Origin of the sequence: Rhizobium cerradonense (genome assembly GCF_030182455.1) — a bacterium.
Lineage (GTDB): Bacteria > Pseudomonadota > Alphaproteobacteria > Rhizobiales > Rhizobiaceae > Rhizobium.
Map to the genome: position 1 here is coordinate 25,653 of NZ_JAQJCK010000015.1, position 19,566 is coordinate 45,218.

Consider the following 19,566-nt stretch of genomic DNA (forward strand, 5'->3'; position numbering starts at 1 on the left):
GCATCTCCAGTGGTTGACTCTGGCAAGCTTACGCGATCACCATCTGGCGTATTTGCCAAACTCCCCTCATTTTGAGCCAACCATGCGCCACATTGAAATTCTCGCTTTCGAAGATGCCCAACTGCTCGATGTGACTGGGCCATTGCAGGTGTTTACGAGCGCCAACGAGGAGGCCCTCGCTGCCGGTCAGCCGAGGCCCTATAACGCGATCGCGGTGGCCATGAACGGGCAGACCGGGACGACTTCGGGGCTGACACTTGCAACGGCATTGCTGCCCCAGGACGATGAACCGATCGATACCCTGATGGTCGCGGGTGGTGTCGGCGTCAATAAAGCGTGCGAGGAAACGGCCCTTGTCAACTGGATCCGCCGGCGGTCAGCTAGCGCGCGGCGGATCGCTTCGGTCTGCAGCGGCGCCTTTCTGCTCGCCGAAGCGGGACTTTTGGATGGGCGGCGCGCCGTGACGCATTGGAACAGATGCAGGGAGTTTTCAAAACGCTTCCCGAATGTGCGGTTGGAACCCGACCCGATCTTTATTCAGGACGGCAATATATGGACGTCGGCAGGGGTCACCGCTGGCATCGATCTGGCACTTGCGCTGGTCGAGGCTGATCTCGGCCGCAAATTGGCGCTCGCCGTCGCGCGCGAACTCGTCGTCTTCCTGAAGCGGCCGGGCGGCCAGGCACAGTTCAGCACGATGCTCTCGCTGCAGGAGAGCGGCGATCGTTTCGACCGGCTGCACGGATGGATCATCGACAATTTGCGCGCCGATCTTTCGTTGCCGGCGCTTGCCGAGCAAGCGAACATGAGCGCACGCAGCTTTTCCCGGCATTATCGCCAGGCAACGGGGCGCACGCCGGCCAGGGCTGTCGAGGATATCCGCGTTGAGGCTGTGCGGCGCCTCCTGGAGCAGGGCTTGTCCGTTCGTCAGGCGCGTATACGCTGCGGTTTCGGTTCGGAAGAGACAATGCGGCGGAGCTTCCTCAGAGCCTTCGGAACCACGCCGCAGGCCTTTCGCGATCATTTCGGATAAAGCGGCCGTCGGCAGGGATCGGAACATTGCCGCCCTCCTCGGTTGGCAGGATGCCTCTGCCGGAAAGACAGGCATCAGCGCCGAGATGCAAACTTTCGATCTTGCCCACACGCGATTGAAGGAGGGACGGACAATTTTTCTCGTTCCGCAGATCGTCCGGCACCCCAAGTTGACTGGACATCTCGTCTCTTTGGGATCACCATCAATCCGGGCTGGAGTTACATCGTAGGGGACCAACTATCGCCAAATAGGAGGCCGAGATGAAGCAGCATGCACGCGATGATTTGCAGAAAATTGCAAAAGTCGATCAGGACTTCCTTAATCGAGAGATGTCGCGAACCCAACGGCTCGAACGTTGGATAGATCTTCTCGAGCGGAGTCCCCGACAGTTTCTTTCCACTTTGCGCGAAACCGAATTTCAGCCTAGTGAAACCAGGGCGGCAATGCGGACGGATAGCTCCCCAATCTCCGTCGCATTTGCGGATCCGGTTCTTCGCGCCGCTGGTTTGGAAAACGACAGCTACGGAGAAGCCAAGCGCTTCTTCGAACTCACGGATCATGAGCTGCACGGAATTGTCTGCTACTGCCATTTCGGCGAGACGGTCAGTTCTGCCGTAGTCGCACGTTCCATTCGTCCGTTGCTCGCCGGGAGGCCTCCGAGCCTGTTTGCCCGTTTGCGCAAGGCGTTGTCGATATAGTCTAGTACTTTCGGCAATACCGGCTCCGGCTGACGGACGTGGCGATGTGTCCAACTTGGCTGCATCGCGAAAGCAAGACACCGGCGGTCGAGCGTTGGCTTGGCAATCCCTGAGGTCACAGATCCTCAAGGATCGCCTTGCCTGACGCTTGGCGGGCGATCATCGGGGCAGCAATCTACTGCGAGAGAATAAGAAGCCCGCATTGTTGTTGCGAAGAAGCCGGCCTCCGGCCCGAATCCAAGCATAACGAGAAAGGGCGCTCAACCCTTTCGGGGAGCGCCCTTTCCAACCCGGACAGCCTGGAACACAGCGACGACAAACGTCGAGCAGCAGACCATCAACACGGGAAGTGAAGCCTAAATACGGTTGGACGTTTCCGATTTCAAGTGGCTTTGCATGAAAGTTGCCCGGAACATCCGGTTCCGATTCTTGTATCTGCTTTCGCATCAATCCTTTATCGCTATGCCCGCCGAAACGGCGGCCGCCAAAAAGGCATCGCGCGCTTCATCTACCGACCCTTGACTGTGATAGGTGCTGATCAAGGTTTTCTTGGCCGTGGCATGAATGCGATCGGATTTGCCCGGCGGCCATTCGCGAAGAAGAAATTTAAGGGCCTGTTCGGTGTTGTTGATCGTCAGGTAGTGGCCGCTCTCCTGGGTGACGACCGTCACCGAACGATTCCACAAATATTTGGACATTTAGCTGCTTCCTCCGCCCGTGAAACGGACACTCTCCACCTTGGTTCCAGACGGAGCGAAACAATAAAAAAATAGTCATGCCTGCATGCCCAAAACGCGGTCCAAAAGCTGAACGCCGTCCTCTCGTCGCGAACGTTCGGGTTAAGCAGGGGGATCAATGAAACAAAATCAGCTCTGTCTTGTTTGTCCTTTCATAGGAAAGGAGGTCGACATGACTGAGCCTCGAAAGCCAAAAACGCTCTCGCGCGAGGAAGACTATCGCGATTATGAAGATCGCAATCTTCGTGACGGCTGGCCGTACTCGGACGGGGGTGGAAGTGCCTCTGAAAGTCCCGAGAACCGGGGATATGGCGATACCTCGGCCAATTTCGACGAGGAACGGGATGGCGATTTCATCATAGATTCAGCCGATTCGACCGGCCTCGAACGAGGCGAGGATCAAACCGTCGGACCTCTTCCGAGCGATCGTATCGACAGCGACGAACTTGAAGCGGTCATAACCGAACAGCTCGAACAGAGGGGTGTCGACGTCAACAGCATCGACGTGCACGCCACCGACGGCATTGTGACACTGGAGGGTAACGTCGAGACGATTCCGCTGGCTCGTCATCTCACAGCGATCGTTCTATCTATTCCCGGCGTCGCGGAAGTTCGAAATAACCTTCGGACGATCGGCGTCGATGCGCATATTCCGAACGACGAATAGCGAATTTGGCGATGGATGTCGGTCAATGCCGCAGGAAGCTTCGGATCTTCTTCAGATCCTGGATGAAGGCCAACCGGCTTCGCTCCTTTTCGTCCGCCTCCCCGATCCTCAAAAGAGCCGATGGGTGAATGGTGACGAGAATATCGAGCTGCCCGGGCGGGCGGAGGATGCTGCCGCGGTCGCGCATCACCCGCACCTTCGATCCGAGCAGCGAAGATACGGCCGTGGCACCGAGCGCCACGACGAGTTTCGGTTTCAATAGTTCAAGTTCGGCGCCGAGCCACCAGGCGCAGCGCTGCACCTCGCCGGCATTGGGCCTGGAATGCAGCCGCTTCTTGCCGCGCATTTGATACTTGAAATGCTTGACCGCATTGGTGACGTAACAGCGGTCGCGGTCGACCCCCGCCTCTTCAAGACATAGATCCAGCAAGCGGCCCGCCGGCCCGACAAACGGCCTGCCCGCCAGATCTTCCTTGTCGCCGGGTTGTTCGCCGACCAGCACAACCTCGGCGGTTTCGGGGCCTTCTCCGAAGACGAGATGCGTGGCATTGCGATAGAGGTCGCAACGCGTGCAGGATTCGGCGTCGTGCAGGAGTTCGCCGAGCGTTGCCGCATCAGCATGATCGCGCTGGAGAGAAGGGCCGCTATCGGGCAAGGAGTGTTTTTCGAGCATGGGAGGCGCGCTGCAATTTGAAAGTCACACCCTCGTCAACCGATCGTCGCTCTCTTTGTTCCCTGTTGTTTCGGCGAACGGGGAATCGCCGATCGGATGCAAACGGTAGTTTTCACGATGCCGATCGCTCGTCCCGTATCAGACGTGCTTCGAGACAGGCCATGACAAAAGCTTCGCGCGCAGCCTCCAAGGTGGCGCGATGTGAAATGGCCGCGAGGCACTTTTCCTTTGCCTTCACATAATATGAGCCTCTTTCGGACGGCCATCTGACGGAAAGGAAATGGATTGCGTCTTCCGGTCCGTTCACGCACGAGGCGAAGCGGCCACCTACTGCGACGCAAACCGGTGCGTTCCAGAGCATTTTGAATTTGACGTCGATGATCTCGTTCATCTGCTCCCCCTGTCATTTTCCCACCAAACAAGGCGTCAAGATGATTGTTCCCGCAGGATGGAGCGCTATTTGAAGAGATATGACATTGCATGCGTAGGGTTGGAATATCCCTGAATGCTCGCAAGCAGCAGGATTGCGTTCCTCAGCATCATTGACATCCTCTTGCCGGCTCGGGAACAACCGTTGCCTTTGAATGTTCGTGGGTCTGCGGGACAGTTTCTGGATCGAAAGATGAGCGACTCGGCGGTGACATATAGCCAGATGTTTTCGGGCAAGCGGCTCTTGATCGTCGAGGACGAATATTTCCTCTCGGAAAAGGCGCGCGGGAAATTGCGCGAACTTGGCATTTTCCTAATCGGTCCCGTCGGCAAGGCGGAGGACGCTCTCGAACTGATCGAAGGCAAGAAGGCGGATGCAGTGATCCTTGATCTTCATCTTGACGCCGGATTTGTATTTCCGATCGTGGAAACGCTTCAGAGGCTGAAGCTTCCCTATATATTTGCGATAGGCCATCACCCGCCCATCGTTCGCACCCGATTTACGGGCTTCATCCTCTGTGAAAAAGCCGTTGAGATCGAACACATCGCCAAGGCGCTGTTCGGCAGGCAGAAACGCAAACTCTATTTGGTATAGAGGGCCCTCGACCTCTCCAAATGCTTCAGGACCGCAGCTTCCGTACCGTCGGCATCATGGACGGCAAGCCGCTCCAATATCTCTTCATGTTCGACAAGCGTGAATTTTTCCTTGCCGGTCCAGATGAGCATCTCGGTATGGTAGGTTTTCAGCCATGCCAGCATCGCCTCGCTGACGGCGACAAAGATCGGGTTTCCGGAAATCTGGGCAATCCGGGTATGAAACTGCATGTCGGCCGAGATGAATTCTTCGGCATGCCCCAGAGATGCCCGCTGACGCTCGATAATATCTCTGAGATCGGCAATATCTTTTTCCGTTGCCCGCGGCGCGGCCTCCCGGGCCATGCCGCGCTCGAAGAATATGCGCGCGCTCTTCAGATGCTCGAGAGAGTCCGAAGATTGGGACAACATGATCTTCGCCGTTAGATCAACCTGCCGGAAAATCGATTTCGCGGTCAGTTGAAGCACCTTCGCCCGCTCGCCATGCGAGATGCTGACCAATCCCATATTGGCGAGCGATTGCATCGCCTCGCGGATCGCCGGGCGCCCGACGCCGAAGCGCTCCATGAGAACACGCTCTGACGGCATCTCATCGCCGGGTTTGAGTTCTCCCGACGTGATCAACCGCTCTAATCGGTCGAAGACTTCGTCAGAGAGCTTCCGACGTACAATCTGTTCGATTGGCTGGCTCATGGCATCTCGCTGGCTCAAGGCTTTTCTCCCTTATGCAATGTCAAATAGCGCCGAGAAAGCCCTTCGGCGCGACTTAGGGCCTCCTGAACAAAAAAATTCGTTGCACAAATTGGAATACTCATTATACCAGATCACGAGTTGACGCCACGACAAAATCGTCGGCGAGAGGAGCAACGGCTGCTGATGAGCATTACCATCACCTATCGCATCGAGACGCCCGGCCACATCGAAGCGATGGCCGACAAGATCGCCAGCGATCAGTCGACGGGTACGTTCGTGCCGGTTCCCGGCGAAACGGAAGAGCTGAAATCGCGGGTGGCGGCACGGGTCCTCAGCATCCGGCGGCTCGAAGATGCGGATCGGCCGACATGGCCCGAAGTTGCGGCCGGCCATGGTCCCCTTCATCGCGCCGATGTCGATATCGCCTTTCCGCTTGATGCCGTCGGCACCGATCTTTCAGCCCTGATGACGATTGCTATTGGCGGCGTCTATTCGATCAAAGGGATGACGGGCATTCGCATCGTCGACATGAAGCTGCCGGAGGCCTTTCGCGGCGCGCATCCCGGTCCGCAATTCGGTGTTGCCGGCAGCAAGCGCCTGACGGGGGTCGAGGGACGTCCCATCGTCGGCACGATCGTCAAGCCGGCGCTCGGCCTTCGCCCCACTGAGACCGCGGAATTGGTCGGCGACCTCATCAGCTCCGGTGTCGATTTCATCAAGGACGACGAAAAGCTGATGAGCCCCGCCTACTCGCCTCTCAAGGAGCGTGTCGAGGCGATCATGCCGCTGATTCTGGATCACGAACAGAAGACCGGGAAGAAGGTGATGTATGCCTTCGGCATTTCCCACGCCGATCCCGACGAGATGATGCGCAACCACGACCTCGTTTTGAAAGCCGGCGGCAATTGTGCCGTCGTCAACATCAATTCCATCGGTTTTGGCGGCATGAGCTTCGTTCGCAAGCGCTCGGGACTGGTGCTGCACGCCCACCGCAACGGCTGGGATGTGCTGACCCGCCATCCCGGCGCCGGCATGGATTTCAAGGTCTATCAACAGTTCTGGCGCTTGCTCGGCGTCGATCAATTCCAGATCAACGGTATCCGCGTCAAATATTGGGAACCGGACGAAAGCTTCGTCGAGTCCTTCAAGGCCATCAGCACGCCGCTATTCGATCCGTCCGATTGTCCGCTGCCCGTTGCCGGTTCGGGTCAATGGGGTGGTCAAGCGCCGGAAACCTACCAGCGGACCGGCCGGACTACGGATTTGCTCTATCTCTGCGGCGGCGGCATCGTCAGCCACCCCTTCGGACCGGCCGCCGGCGTCCGAGCGATCCAACAGGCGTGGCAGGCCGCGGTCACCGACATCCCGCTCGAAGACTATGCCAAGGATCATCCCGAACTCGCCGCCTCGATCGCGAAATTCAGCGACGGCAAGGGCGCGTGACGACGATGGGCAATCTTCTCATCAGCTACTACGGCGACGACTTCACCGGCTCCACCGATGTGATGGAAGCCCTGGCCTCGAACGGCGTTCCGACCGTGCTTTTTCTCGGCATCCCCGATGCGGCACTGCTTGAGCGTTTTAAGCAATGCCGTGCCATCGGCATTGCCGGCACAAGCCGCAGCGAAACGCCGGAATGGATGGAAGAGCACCTTGTTCCGACATTCGAGTGGCTGAAAGGGCGCGGCGCGGCGATATGCCATTACAAGGTCTGCTCCACTTTCGATTCCAGTCCGCGCATCGGCAATATCGGCAAGGCGATCGAGATCGGCAGGGAGGTTTTTGCGCAATCCTCGGTGCCGGTCGTTGTGGGTGCGCCGCAGCTCAAGCGCTACACGGCCTTCGGCCACCTTTTCGCGGCCTATCAGGGCAAGGTCTACCGCATCGATCGTCATCCGGTGATGAGCCGGCATCCGGTCACGCCGATGGACGAAGCCGATCTGACGCTGCATCTCGGCAAGCAGACCTCGCTTCCCGTCAGCCTCGTTGATCTCGTGACCCTGGCGGCTCCGGATGCGAACCAACAAGTCGACGAACGCGCGGGCCAGACGGCAGGAATCATGCTGATCGACGTCGACAGCGCCGAAACGCAGGCGGCTACGGGAACGCAGCTTTGGCGGCGCGCGGCAAAGGACGGGCCTTTCGTCGCCGGGTCCTCCGGTGTCGAATACGCACTTCTCAATGCTTGGCGCCACGAAGGTCTGATTGGCGAACGCCCCGCTTTCGCCCCGCCGGGAAAGGTCGAACGCCTCGCAGTGGTTTCCGGCAGTGTCTCGCCAACGACAGAACGGCAGATACGCACGGCGATGACGGATGGTTTCGACGGCATCGACGTCGATCCCCTGGCACTCATCGGCGAAAGTGCTGACCGGGCGATCGAAGATGCCGTCAATGCCGGCATTACCAGCCTGCAGACGGGCCGCAGCGTCATCCTGCACACGGCGCTTGGCCCCTCGGTCGATCGCGGCAGCGCGATCGACCGTTTTCCGGGTGCCCGGCACCGGCTCGGACAGGGCCTTGGCACCATCCTGCGCCGTATCGTCGAAAGTGAAAAGCTCGGCCGTGTGGTCATCGCCGGCGGCGACACGTCGAGTCATGCGCTCAGGGAATTGCGCGTGGAAGCGCTGACAACGCTGCTCCCCTTGCCCCAGACGCCGGGATCGCCGCTCTGCGTGGCTCACGGCAGCTACGCACCAACCAATGGACTGCAGATCGCGCTGAAAGGCGGACAAGTCGGAACCGACGGATATTTCTCACAGATCCGCGACGGAAGGCGCGCTTAGAAAAACGACTCTTACGCACTTCGGATAATGGCGTGATCATTGACTCATTATACCACTTGCGATACCACAATTTGAAATGGACGAGGTAGAAAACATGACTGCAATTGCTCTTTTCGGCGCCGGCGGGAAAATGGGGTACCGGCTCGCCAAAAATCTCAAAGGCTCGCGCTTCGATGTCCGCCATGTCGAGGTGAGCGATGTCGGCAAGGCCCGCCTGAAGAACGATCTCGATCTGTCGTGCGTGCCCGTGGACGAGGCCCTTGATGGCGCCGAAGTCGTCATTCTGGCCGTTCCGGACACCGCCATCGGCAAGGTTGCCGCAGGGATCGTCGACAAGCTGAAGCCGGGAACGATAGTGGTCGCCCTAGACGCCGCGGCACCTTTTGCGGGCCACCTGCCGAAGCGCGATGACCTCACCTATTTCGTCACCCATCCCTGCCATCCGCCGATCTTCAACGACGAAACCGATATGCAAGCGAAGAACGACCACTTCGGCGGCCTCTTCGCCAAGCAGCATATCGTTTCCGCGCTGATGCAGGGGCCGGAAGCTGCCTACGCACTCGGGGAGGAGATCGCCAAGATCATCTGGGCGCCGGTCATGCGCTCGCACCGAGTCACCGTCGAGCAGATGGCGATGCTTGAGCCTGGGCTTTCGGAAACAGTCTGCGCATCGCTGCTCGTTGTGATGCGGCAAGCCATGGACGAGTGCGTCGCGCGCGGCGTGCCGGAACAGGCCGCTCGCGATTTCCTGCTCGGCCACATGAACGTCCTCGGCGCCGTGATCTTCAACCAGGTCGAGGGTGTGTTTTCGGATGCCTGCAACAAGGCGATCGAATTCGGCATCCCTGCGCTGATGCGCGACGACTGGAAGAATGTCTTCGAGCCCCAGGAAATCGCAGAAAGCATCCGCCGCATTACCTGACCGAAATCCCGGGAGGGTTTGGCCCTCCCTTCTTTCGCCCTGCTGGGAACAGGGCTGTTTCATAATCGGGAGGACACCATGAAACTGACACGCAAACTCACTGCTGCCGCCTTTGCCGGCGCTCTTGCGCTTGGCACCGCAATGCCTGCCTTTTCGGCAGATCTGATCGCCATCATCACGCCCGCGCATGACAATCCGTTCTTCAAGGCCGAAGCCGTGGGCGCCCAAGCCAAGGCGAAGGATTTGGGCTATGAGACGCTCGTCATGACGCACGACGACGATGCCAACAAGCAGTCGGAAGTCATCGATACGGCGATCGGCCGCGGCGCCAAGGCCATCATTCTCGACAATGCCGGCGCCGATGCGACGGTTGCGGCCGTCAAGAAGGCCAAGGATGCCGGGATCCCCTCCTTCCTCATCGACCGCGAAATCAATGCGACCGGCGTTGCCCTCGCCCAGATCGTTTCCAACAACTATCAGGGTGCCCAGCTCGGCGCGCAGGAATTCGTCAAGCTCATGGGCGAGAAGGGCAATTATGTCGAGCTCGTCGGCAAGGAATCCGACACCAATGCCGGCATCCGCTCGCAGGGCTATCATGACGTCATCGACGACTATCCGGATTTGAAACTGGTCGCCAAGCAATCGGCGAACTGGAGCCAGACCGAAGCCTATGCGAAGATGGAAACCATCCTGCAGGCGAACCCGGACATCAAGGGCGTGATCTCGGGCAACGACACCATGGCGATGGGCGCGATCGCAGCGCTTCAGGCCGCTGGCCGCAAGGATGTGATCGTCGTCGGCTTCGACGGCTCCAACGATGTGCGCGACTCGATCAAGGCCGGCGGCATCAAGGCGACCGTACTGCAGCCCGCCTACGCACAGGCCCAGATGGCGGTTGAGCAGGCCGATGCGTACATCAAGAACAAGACGACCCCGAAGGAAGAAAAGCAGCTCATGGATTGCGTTCTCATCAATGGCGGGAATGCCGACAAGCTTGAGACCTTCGCGCTGAAGAATTGATGGCGGACCGAGCATTGCGGAGGGCGTGGCAGAGCCGCGCTCTCCAGGCTTTTTTCTTTGAGATTGAGGTGCATTGCATGCTGAGGATCAGAGGCGCTGTTGTGGTCATCATACTGGCCGCAGCACTGCCCGGCTGTAAGATCATCAAGACGCCGACCGCCGAAGAGAAGGCGGCGAACGCGGCAAAGAGCGCCTTCGATCCTACGGCCAAGGTCGACGCGATCTGGCAATCGCAGGCGGTACCCGACCTTGAAAAGCGTTCCGGCGATCTCAAAACCGTGATGCAGGCCGCGGCATCGAACCCGGATGAAGCCGGCGCAAAATACGGCAATCCACGCAAGCAGAGCACGTCGCCCTGGACCTATGCCGTAAAGCTCAAGGGCAAGATCGTCGCCGCCGATACGGCGTCCCGTGCCGCAACGCTCGACGTCGATGTCGATGGCGACGGCAAGGCGGATGCGAAGGTTCAGATCGGCCCTGCAATCCGCGGCACGGCGCTGCGCGACGCGTTGGATTTCGTAGACTTCAACGAATTCAAGAACCAGATCGAATGGGCGCAATTCGGCAAAGCGTTCAATGAGAAGGTGAACACGTCCTTTCTCGCTGCTTTGCCCCGAGATGGCCTGACCGGCAAGACGGTCAATGTGACTGGCGCCTTTCCGCTGCCCGCATCCGGCCAATTGCCGCTGATTACCCCTTCGGCGCTGACGTTGGAACAATGACCATGAGCGATACGACAGAGGAAGACATCATCCTTCGTCTCGAGGACGTGTCCAAGGTTTATTCCGGTATCGTCGCGGTCAAGCGCGCTAACCTCGAACTGCGGCGCGGCGCGGTCAATGTGCTGGTGGGAGAAAATGGGGCCGGCAAATCGACGCTGATGAAGATCATCGCTGGCGTCGAACGTCCAACCGCCGGCCGCATTCTCCTGGAGGGCGAAGCCGTTCATTTCGACAGTCCAGCCGACGCGCAGGCACGCGGCATCGGCATGATTTTCCAAGAGCTTAATCTCTTCGCCAACATGACTGTCGCCGAAAATATTTTTGCGACACGCGAAATCACGCGCGGCCTTTTCGGCATCGATCACAAGGCGCAGGTCGCAAAGGCCAATGAATTTCTGACGAAGCTGGATGCGGGCATCAATGCCGAGACTATGGTCGAGGATCTGCCGATCGGGCAGCAACAGCTTGTCGAAATCGCCAAGGCCATTTCGCTGAATGCCCGCATTCTGATCATGGACGAGCCGACCTCGGCGCTTTCGGCGGCGGAAGTCGACATCCTTTTCAAGGTGATCGCCGAACTGAAGGCGCAGGGCGTAGCAATCGTCTATATCTCCCACCGGCTGGAAGAGCTGATGCGGATCGGCGATTACATCACCGTGCTGCGCGACGGGCAGATCACCGGCCAGGCGATGGTCCGCGATATCGACACGAAATGGATCGTCCGATCGATGATCGGATCGGATGCCAAGGACTTCGCCAAGGACAGCGGCCATGCGATCGGCAAGGAAGCCTTCCGCGCCGAGGACATCAGCCTGCCGCGACCGACCGGGGGCCTTGCCGTAGATCACGTCTCGCTCTCCGTTCGCGCCGGCGAGATTCTCGGCATCTATGGCTTGATGGGCGCCGGCCGCAGCGAGTTTTTCGAATGCGTCATGGGCCGGCACATGCATTCGACCGGCAGGATTTTCATCAACGGCGTCGAGGTCCGAGAACGCGATACCACCCGGCGGATCCGGAAAGGCTTGGCGCTGATCCCGGAGGATCGGCAGCGCGAGGGGCTGGTGCAGGTGCTCTCGATCGCCAGCAACCTGACGCTTGCGAGTCTTGGCCGCTTCGCTCGCCTCTTCCATATCAATGCCAATGCCGAGAAGAGGGCTATTCGCGACATGATCCGCGATCTCTCGATCAAGGCACCCAACCCCGATTTCGAGGTGACGTCGATGTCCGGCGGCAATCAGCAGAAGGTCGTCATCGGCAAGGCACTGATGACCGATCCCAAGGTCCTTCTGATGGACGAGCCGAGCCGCGGCATCGATGTCGGCGCCAAGGCAGACGTCTTCCGCACCATGCGCAAGCTCGCCGGCAAGGGTCTCGCAATCCTGTTTTCAACCTCCGACCTTGAAGAGGTCATGGCGCTTTCCGACCGCATCGCTGTCTTGAGCAACGGCCAGTTGGTTGCCGTCTTCGACAGAAGCGAGGCGACGGAAGAGGCGATCGTCGCAGCATCGGCCAAGGGACACGGACATACAAGGAAACTCGCGTCATGACCGCGGACATATCTTCTTCTTTTGCGGCCAAGCGGTCGAACGGTTCTGTACTCCTGACGCTGATGAAACTCAGGACCTTCATCGCGCTCTTTGCCGTGATCATCTTCTTCGCCGTCTTCGCGCCGAACTTCACTTCGACGGCCAACATGATCCTGATGTCGAAGCACGTTGCGCTCAATGCCTTCCTGGCGATGGGCATGACCTTCGTCATCATTACCGGCGGCATCGACCTCTCGGTCGGCTCGATCGTCGGCCTGTGCGGAATGGTCACCGGCGCGCTTATCCTCAACGGCGTCGAATTACCGATCGGATATACGGTTTACTTCAATCTTTATGAGATCGTGCTGATCACCCTTGCCGTCGGTATCGTGATCGGGCTGATCAACGGATTGCTCATCACCAAGCTCAACGTCGCGCCCTTCATCGCGACGTTGGGCACGCTCTATATCGCGCGCGGCATGGCATTGCTGTCTTCGGATGGCCAGACCTTTCCGAACCTGGTCGGCAGGCCGGAATTCGACACGACCGGCTTCGACATCTTCGGCGCTGGTCGGCTGCTTGGCCTCCCCGTTTCCATCTGGATCCTCGTCATTCTTGCGCTGCTTGCTGCCTACGTCGCCCGCTCGACGCCCATCGGCCGGCATATCTTCGCGGTCGGCGGCAACGAGCGCGCGGCGCGCATGTCGGGCATTCGCGTCGATCTGGTGAAGATCTTTGTCTACATGTTTTCCGGACTGTGCGCTGCCATCGTCGGCATCGTCATTTCGTCGGAACTGATGGCCGCGCATCCGGCGACCGGCGAAAGCTTCGAACTCAACGCCATCGCCGCGGCCGTCCTTGGCGGCACCTCCATGTCCGGCGGACGTGGCACGATCGGCGGCACGATCATCGGCGCTTTCGTCATCGGCATCCTCTCCGACGGATTGGTGATGATGGGCGTTTCATCCTTCTGGCAGATGGTCATCAAAGGGCTGGTCATCATCATCGCCGTTGTTGTCGATCAGGCGCAGCGCCGTCTCCAGCAGCGCGTGACACTCATGCAAATGGCAAAGGCAGGTTGAGAATGACGGAACTCAAGGGTGCGCTCATCGGCTGCGGCTTCTTCGCGGTCAATCAGATGCATGCGTGGAAGGACGTCAAAGGCGCGGAGATCGTCGCAATCTGCGATCGCGATCCAGAGCGATTGAAAATTGTCGGCGATCAGTTTGGCGTCGCGCGGCGTTACAGTGACGCGGCGGCTCTTTTCGCCGATGGTGGTTACGATTTCGTCGATATCGCGACGACCGTGCAAAGCCACCGCGCGCTGGTGGAAATGGCAGCGGCCCATAAAGTCCCCGTCATCTGCCAAAAGCCGTTTGCCAAGACATTGAGCGACGCCAAAGCCATGGTCAAGGCTTGCGCGGACGCCGCCATCCCCCTGATGATTCACGAGAATTTCCGTTGGCAGACACCGATACAGGCGGTGCACGCCGTCCTTCAATCAGGCGTGATCGGCGAACCGTTCTGGGGCCGTTTTTCCTTCCGCTCCGGCTACGATGTCTTTTCCGGCCAACCCTATCTTGCCGAAGGCGAGCGTTTCATCATCGAGGATCTCGGCATCCACACGCTCGATATCGCGCGCTTCATCCTCGGCGATGTCGCGACGCTCACCGCGCGCACCAAACGGGTCAATCCGAAAATCAAGGGCGAGGACGTCGCAACCATCATGCTCGACCATCAGAATGGCGCGACCTCGATCGTCGATGTGAGCTATGCGACCAAGCTTGCAACAGAGCCCTTTCCCGAGACGCTGATCGAGGTCGACGGAACGCAGGGAACGATCCGGCTCTCGCAAGGCTATCGTCTTGAGATCAATAGCCCCGAAGGCGCGACAGTGTCGGATGCTTCGCCCAGGCTTCTCTCCTGGGCTTCCCGCCCATGGCATAATATTCAGGAGAGTGTCCTCGCCATCCAGCAGCACTGGACCGACCGCCTTGCCGATGGCGGCGAGACCTCCACGTCCGGTGCGGACAATCTCAAGACCTTCGCTCTTGTCGAGGCCGCCTATGAGAGTGCCGCCAACGGGCGTCCGGTCGATATCGGAGCGATGCTGCGATGACGACTGAGATCGATCCGTTCCAGCTCTACGGCACGCACGAGACCGAAACACCGCCGGTGCGGCTGACCGCCGGCAAGCTCGCCGTTGACTTCAAGGACGGCAATCTGCGAACCATACGCTACGACGGCGCCGAAGTCTTGCGGGCCGTCTCCTATCTGGTTCGCGATCGCGATTGGGGCACGTATGCGCCAGCTATCGACGATCTGCGGATCGACCAGCATCAGGACGGCTTTTCCATCAGCTATGTCGCGCGCTGTGCGGGGCCTGAGAATAGCTTGCTTGCAATCGGCGTTCACATAACGGCCGAGGCCGGTGAAGCGCTGATCTTCGAGGCGGAAGCGCTGACGACCACCGGTTTTGAGACGAACCGCTGCGGCTTCTGCATCCTGCATCCGATCGTCGGCGTTGCCGGCAGGCCGGTTTCGGTCGAGCATATCGATGGCAGCCGCGAGGACACGCATCTACCCGACCTCATCGAACCCTGGCAGCCCTTCAAGGATATGCGGGCGATTACGCATGGCGTGACGTCAAACGTGACGGCGGAGTGCCGCATGGAAGGCGACACTTTCGAAATGGAGGACCAGCGCAATTGGTCCGATGCCTCCTACAAGACCTATGTTCGCCCGCTTGCCCTGCCTTGGCCCTATCGCATCCCACCCGGTGAGTCCATGCGGCAACGGATCGTTCTCACCATAGGCGATATGCGACGTTCGCCCACCGCGTCTTCCACGCTTGCTGCGAATCCGCCCCCGGTCACGCTGAGCCTCGGAGAGAAATCCGGCACGATGCCGGCAATCGGGCTCATCATTATGCCGGAAGAAGCGACGGCAACGCTCGCGGCGCGCAACCGGCTGGCCGAAGTCGCGCCGCAGGAATTATTGTTCCACTTTGACCCCGACGCCGGTCACAGCGCTGACGCCTTCAATTCCTTCGCGGCCATCGCGGCGCTTCACGCTGGCCGATCGACGTTGGAAATCGCATTGCCGTGCCGCCAGCCTCCGCTTGTCGAAGCACAACAAATAGCTGGTTGGATGCAAGATGCCGGTTTCAAGCCGGACGCAATCGTCATATCGCCTTCGGTCGACCGGCAATCAACGCCACCGGGTAGCAAATGGCCCGAGTGTCCGCCGCTTGAAGAGGTTTATGCCGCCGCTCATGCAGCCTTTCCAGGCGTGCGGCTTGGCGGCGGCATGCTCAGCTATTTCACCGAACTCAACCGCAAGCGCGTTCCTTCCGGATCGCTCGACTTCATCACCCATTGCACCAACCCGATCGTACATGCGGCTGACGATCTCAGTGTGATGCAGACGCTGGAAGCACTGCCGTTTATCACGCGCTCGGTCCGCGCCATATACGGCGACAAGCCCTATCGCATAGGCCCCTCCACCATCCCGATGCGCCAGAACCCCTATGGCAGCCGGACGATGAATAATCCCGCCGGCCGCCGCATTCCGATGGCAAACAGGGACCCCCGGCACAATGGCCGTTTCGCCGAAGCCTTCGCGCTTGGCTATGCGGCTACCGTGCTCGACGCCGGATTGGAATGCCTGACACTTTCGGCACTGACGGGACCGTCCGGGTTGATCGCCGGCGGGGATGAGCCGTCGCCGGCAGGCGCCAGGCGTCCGATCTTCAATACGATCGTCACGCTCGTCCGCCTCGCCGGCAGCCAATGGCGGGAATGCGTCTCCTCAGATCCGACTGCCGTCCTTTCTTTTGTTGCTGCGCCGGCTAACGAGTCACCGCAATTGCTACTGGTGAACATTACGGCTGCGGCCCGGCAGGTGGAACTTGGATGTCTGCGCTCGGCCGAGAAACTAAAAAGCGGAAGCCTCACGCTCGCGCCTTTTGCCGTTGGTTCGATCACGCTGATGGATTGACCTGACACCCGAGAAGCGCAACTTAGTCTTCCGAAGCGAGATGACCGGGAGGACTGACGTGAAGACAAAGAAGCTTATCAATGACGGCGCAGCCGCCGTGGACGAGATGCTGGCAGGCATTCTGGCGGCTCATCCCCGCCACGTGCGCGCCCTCGAAGGATCGCCGCGATCGCTCGTCGCAATCGAGGGGCCGCGACCCGGCAAGGTCGGCATGGTCGTCGGCGGCGGCTCGGGGCACGAGCCGACCTTCCTGGGTTACGTCGGCAAAGGGCTTGCCGATGCGGCGGCAATCGGAAATGTCTTTGCCTCTCCGCCACCGGATCCGATCATCGAATGCGCCAAGGCGGTCAATGGCGGCGCCGGCGTCCTGTTCCTGTATGGCAATTATGCCGGCGATGTCATGAATTTCGATATGGCGGCCGAAATGCTCGCCATGGATGACATCGAGGTCCGCACCGTACTGACGACGGACGACGTCGCCTCCGCTCCCATCGACCAACGGGACCGCCGGCGCGGCGTCGCCGGCAATGTTTTTGTCTTCAAGGCGGCCGGTGCCGCCTGCGATCTGATGTACAGCCTGGACGAAGTGGAGCGGATCGCGCGCTTGGCAAATGACCGCACCTTCACGATCGGCGTTGCGCTATCGCCCTGCTCGCTGCCTCAGACGCTCAAGCCGAATTTTCAGCTTGGCGAGGATGAGATGGAAATCGGCATGGGCATTCATGGCGAGCCGGGCGTTGCCCGCGGTCCGCTCAAGCCGGCCGATCAGGTGACCGCCGAACTGCTCGATAAAATCCTCGGTGAGATGAAGCCCGTACGGGGCGACCGGGTGGCCGTGCTTGTCAACTCGCTCGGCTCGACGCCGCTGATGGAACTCTACATCATGATGCGGAAGGTGAAGATGACGCTCGACGCTGCGGGCATAGAGATCCACTTGTCGCTGGTTGGGAACTACTGCACGTCGCTGGAGATGGCCGGTGCCTCGATCACGTTGATGCATTTGGACGACGAACTGCAACGACTGATCGATCATCCCTGCGATTGCGCGATGTTCCGTTCTGGTGAAGTGCTCCGATGACAAAGACAATCACCGTTGACGATCTGAAGTCCCTTCTGAACATCATAGCGGAGGCGATGACCCGCGAAAAAGACCGTCTATGCGAGCTTGATGGCGTCATCGGCGATGCCGATCACGGTATCGCCATGGAGCTCGGTTTTTCGGGGGCCGCGAAGGCGGTTGTGCCATTGGATTCGGCAACGGCCGATCCGACACTCGTCTTCAACACGGCGGCAAAGGCTTTCCTGAATGCCGTCGGCGCTTCGTCCGGTCCGCTCTATGCCACCGCCTTGATGCGTGCGGGTGCCGCGGTAAAGGGCAAGCCGTCGCTGACGGATGACGACATGGTGGACGCCTTCGTTGCGCTTGCCAAAGGGATCCAGGACCGCGGCAAGGCTGATGTCGGGGAGAAGACCATGGTCGACGCCTGGGCACCCGCCGCCATCGCCTGCCGGGCGGCGCGCGACGGGGGACTGTCGCTGGCGGAGTGTCTTTCGGAAGCTCTGATTGCCGCTGAGGCCGGGACGGAAGCGACGAAGCATATGGTGGCCACAAAGGGGCGTTCTTCCAGGCTTGGCGAGCGCGCCTTGGGTCACATCGATCCGGGAGCAGCCTCGGCAACGGTCGTCATCTCTTGCTTCAAAGGGCTCTTCTCACCTTAATGATGATGACCTCATCATACCAGTTGACATGTGCCTGTTGATTTGCCAAAACCGCCCTCAGCATTGTTCAGAGGAGGACGGGAAATGCGCATCAACTCCAAATATGCAAAACGATTTGGCGCGATGGCGATTGCTGCAGCGGCCTTTGCGGCGACGAGTGTCCAGGCGCAGGACCTGACACTGTGGACGCTCAATTTCGACAACGGCGCAGCAAACGGTGCCCTCAAGAAGGTGGCGGCGGATTTCGAGGCCGCCAATGCAGGCACCCATATCGAAATCGTCCAGCGCGGCGTCGACGAACACAAGACAGCGCTTCGCGTGGCAGCAGGCTCCAGCAAGGGACCCGATATCTATTTCAGCTGGGCCGGGCTTGGTCTCGGCGGCGAATATGTGAAGGCCGGCCTCTCGCTGCCGCTCGACAAGTACTATACCCAGTACAAGTGGAACGACGAGCTGCTTCCGTCCGCCGCCGCCTTTGCCGATCTTTATCCGGGTGGCAAGCATGGCGTGCCCTTCACCTTCAAGGGCGAAGCGATCTATTACAACAAGAAGCTCTTCCAGAAGGCCGGCATCACCGAGGAGCCGAAGACCTATGAGGAACTGCTGGCGGCGGCCGACAAGCTCAAGGCGGCTGGAATTCCGGCCTTCACCTTCGGCGGCTCGGTCAACTGGCACGTCATGCGTCTGATGGACGTGCTGCTCGAAACCAAATGCGGCGCCGACAAACACGACGCGCTGATGGCCATGAAGGCCGACTGGACCAAAGAACCCTGCGCCACCGATGCCTTCACCGAATTTGCCAAGTGGACCAAGGACTACACGCTGAAACCCTTCATGGGCATCAGCAACCAGCAGTCCTACACACTGTTCGTCGCCGGCCGTGCCGCGATGATGCTCGAAGGCGACTGGCTGGTCAGCCAGTTGAGCGGCAGCAAGGTCAACCTCGATGATTACGGCGTCGTGCCGTTCCCGACGAACACCAACCGACTCTATGGCTTTGCCGAATACAATTACATCAGCACCAAGAGCAAGGATCCGGATCTCGCCGCCAAGTTCCTCGACTACTTCCTGTCGACCAAGGTGCAGCAGGATCTCGTCGGGCAGATCAGCTCGATCTCGGTCAACAAGAATGTCCAGTACACCAACCAGAAGCCGCTCGAGGCGAAATGGCTGGATATCTTCAAGACCTACAGCAAGGTCTACATGAATGGCGACCAGGCATTCCCGCTTGATGTCACCACCGAATACTTCCGGGTGATCAACGACGTCGCTGCCGGCAATATCCAGCCGGCCGATGCTGCCAAGCAGTTGCAGACCTTCATCGCGGGTCGCACGTGATCCCTCGAGGGAG

At 59.6% G+C, this 19,566-nt stretch carries 20 protein-coding genes; 16 read left to right on the top strand and 4 right to left on the bottom strand.

Annotation, left to right across the window (positions count from 1 at the left end; translation table 11 throughout):
• Positions 1–82 precede the first annotated feature (82 nt).
• Both PH547_RS25870 and PH547_RS25875 read left to right on the top strand, forming a co-directional pair.
• The gene (locus tag PH547_RS25870; protein ID WP_285169774.1) at positions 83–1,033 is read left to right on the top strand and encodes a GlxA family transcriptional regulator; all 951 of its coding nucleotides are present in this window, start codon (positions 83–85) and stop codon (positions 1,031–1,033) included.
• Positions 1,034–1,293: 260 nt separating this feature from the next.
• The gene (locus tag PH547_RS25875; protein WP_104827235.1) at positions 1,294–1,731 is read left to right on the top strand and encodes a hypothetical protein; all 438 of its coding nucleotides are present in this window, start codon (positions 1,294–1,296) and stop codon (positions 1,729–1,731) included.
• Between the two features lie 446 nt (positions 1,732–2,177).
• Here PH547_RS25875 and PH547_RS25880 read toward each other — a convergent pair whose 3' ends face one another.
• On the bottom strand, positions 2,178–2,402 hold the full coding sequence (locus PH547_RS25880; RefSeq protein ID WP_158704596.1) for a DUF982 domain-containing protein: 225 nt from the start codon (positions 2,400–2,402) through the stop codon (positions 2,178–2,180).
• Positions 2,403–2,640: 238 nt separating this feature from the next.
• Here PH547_RS25880 and PH547_RS25885 point away from each other — a divergent pair, with 238 nt between their 5' ends.
• Entirely contained in the window at positions 2,641–3,135 is a 495-nt protein-coding gene (locus PH547_RS25885; RefSeq protein WP_260304205.1) for a BON domain-containing protein, read from the top strand.
• A gap of 22 nt (positions 3,136–3,157) precedes the next feature.
• On the opposite strand, the gene PH547_RS25890 is transcribed toward PH547_RS25885, so the two are convergent.
• Positions 3,158–3,808 (bottom strand): UdgX family uracil-DNA binding protein, encoded by a 651-nt coding sequence (locus PH547_RS25890; protein ID WP_285169775.1) that lies wholly within the window; start codon positions 3,806–3,808, stop codon positions 3,158–3,160.
• A 112-nt stretch (positions 3,809–3,920) separates the two neighbouring features.
• Positions 3,921–4,199, bottom strand: a complete 279-nt coding sequence (locus tag PH547_RS25895) for a DUF982 domain-containing protein (RefSeq protein WP_311319446.1) — start codon at positions 4,197–4,199, stop codon at positions 3,921–3,923.
• Between the two features lie 231 nt (positions 4,200–4,430).
• Here PH547_RS25895 and PH547_RS25900 point away from each other — a divergent pair, with 231 nt between their 5' ends.
• The gene (locus PH547_RS25900; protein WP_260304207.1) at positions 4,431–4,832 is read left to right on the top strand and encodes a response regulator; all 402 of its coding nucleotides are present in this window, start codon (positions 4,431–4,433) and stop codon (positions 4,830–4,832) included.
• On the opposite strand, the gene PH547_RS25905 is transcribed toward PH547_RS25900, so the two are convergent.
• The gene (locus PH547_RS25905; protein WP_260304208.1) at positions 4,820–5,524 is read right to left on the bottom strand and encodes a transcriptional regulator NanR; all 705 of its coding nucleotides are present in this window, start codon (positions 5,522–5,524) and stop codon (positions 4,820–4,822) included. The genes PH547_RS25900 and PH547_RS25905 overlap by 13 nt on opposite strands.
• Before the next feature lie 183 nt (positions 5,525–5,707).
• Here PH547_RS25905 and oiaX point away from each other — a divergent pair, with 183 nt between their 5' ends.
• The 12 genes from oiaX to PH547_RS25965 all read left to right on the top strand — a co-directional run bounded on the left by oiaX (position 5,708) and on the right by PH547_RS25965 (position 19,553).
• A complete protein-coding gene (gene oiaX, locus PH547_RS25910; RefSeq protein WP_285169776.1) occupies positions 5,708–6,967 on the top strand; it encodes a 3-oxo-isoapionate-4-phosphate decarboxylase OiaX in 1,260 nt (419 codons plus the stop codon).
• Positions 6,968–6,972: 5 nt separating this feature from the next.
• Positions 6,973–8,307, top strand: coding sequence for a four-carbon acid sugar kinase family protein (locus PH547_RS25915; protein WP_285169777.1), 1,335 nt, complete (start codon positions 6,973–6,975; stop codon positions 8,305–8,307).
• 94 nt (positions 8,308–8,401) lie between these two features.
• A complete protein-coding gene (locus PH547_RS25920; protein ID WP_104827938.1) occupies positions 8,402–9,229 on the top strand; it encodes a phosphogluconate dehydrogenase C-terminal domain-containing protein in 828 nt (275 codons plus the stop codon).
• 78 nt (positions 9,230–9,307) lie between these two features.
• Positions 9,308–10,249 (top strand): D-ribose ABC transporter substrate-binding protein, encoded by a 942-nt coding sequence (locus tag PH547_RS25925; protein WP_283051774.1) that lies wholly within the window; start codon positions 9,308–9,310, stop codon positions 10,247–10,249.
• Positions 10,250–10,326: 77 nt separating this feature from the next.
• On the top strand, positions 10,327–10,971 hold the full coding sequence (locus PH547_RS25930; protein ID WP_285169780.1) for a DUF2291 family protein: 645 nt from the start codon (positions 10,327–10,329) through the stop codon (positions 10,969–10,971).
• Positions 10,968–12,518: a sugar ABC transporter ATP-binding protein gene (locus PH547_RS25935; RefSeq protein WP_260304214.1), complete on the top strand. Its 1,551-nt coding sequence runs from the start codon at positions 10,968–10,970 to the stop codon at positions 12,516–12,518. Before PH547_RS25930 ends, PH547_RS25935 begins: the two co-directional genes overlap by 4 nt.
• Positions 12,515–13,579 (top strand): ABC transporter permease, encoded by a 1,065-nt coding sequence (locus PH547_RS25940; RefSeq protein WP_285169785.1) that lies wholly within the window; start codon positions 12,515–12,517, stop codon positions 13,577–13,579. The genes PH547_RS25935 and PH547_RS25940 overlap by 4 nt, the downstream gene beginning before the upstream one ends.
• A 2-nt stretch (positions 13,580–13,581) precedes the next feature.
• Positions 13,582–14,616, top strand: a complete 1,035-nt coding sequence (locus PH547_RS25945; RefSeq protein WP_283051778.1) for a Gfo/Idh/MocA family protein — start codon at positions 13,582–13,584, stop codon at positions 14,614–14,616.
• Positions 14,613–16,496: a D-apionate lactonase gene (gene apnL / locus PH547_RS25950; RefSeq protein ID WP_285169786.1), complete on the top strand. Its 1,884-nt coding sequence runs from the start codon at positions 14,613–14,615 to the stop codon at positions 16,494–16,496. The genes PH547_RS25945 and apnL overlap by 4 nt, the downstream gene beginning before the upstream one ends.
• A gap of 58 nt (positions 16,497–16,554) precedes the next feature.
• A complete protein-coding gene (locus PH547_RS25955) occupies positions 16,555–17,574 on the top strand; it encodes a dihydroxyacetone kinase subunit DhaK (RefSeq protein ID WP_285169787.1) in 1,020 nt (339 codons plus the stop codon).
• Positions 17,571–18,215, top strand: a complete 645-nt coding sequence (gene dhaL, locus PH547_RS25960; protein WP_285169788.1) for a dihydroxyacetone kinase subunit DhaL — start codon at positions 17,571–17,573, stop codon at positions 18,213–18,215. Before PH547_RS25955 ends, dhaL begins: the two co-directional genes overlap by 4 nt.
• Before the next feature lie 84 nt (positions 18,216–18,299).
• On the top strand, positions 18,300–19,553 hold the full coding sequence (locus PH547_RS25965; RefSeq protein ID WP_285169789.1) for an ABC transporter substrate-binding protein: 1,254 nt from the start codon (positions 18,300–18,302) through the stop codon (positions 19,551–19,553).
• Positions 19,554–19,566 lie beyond the last annotated feature (13 nt).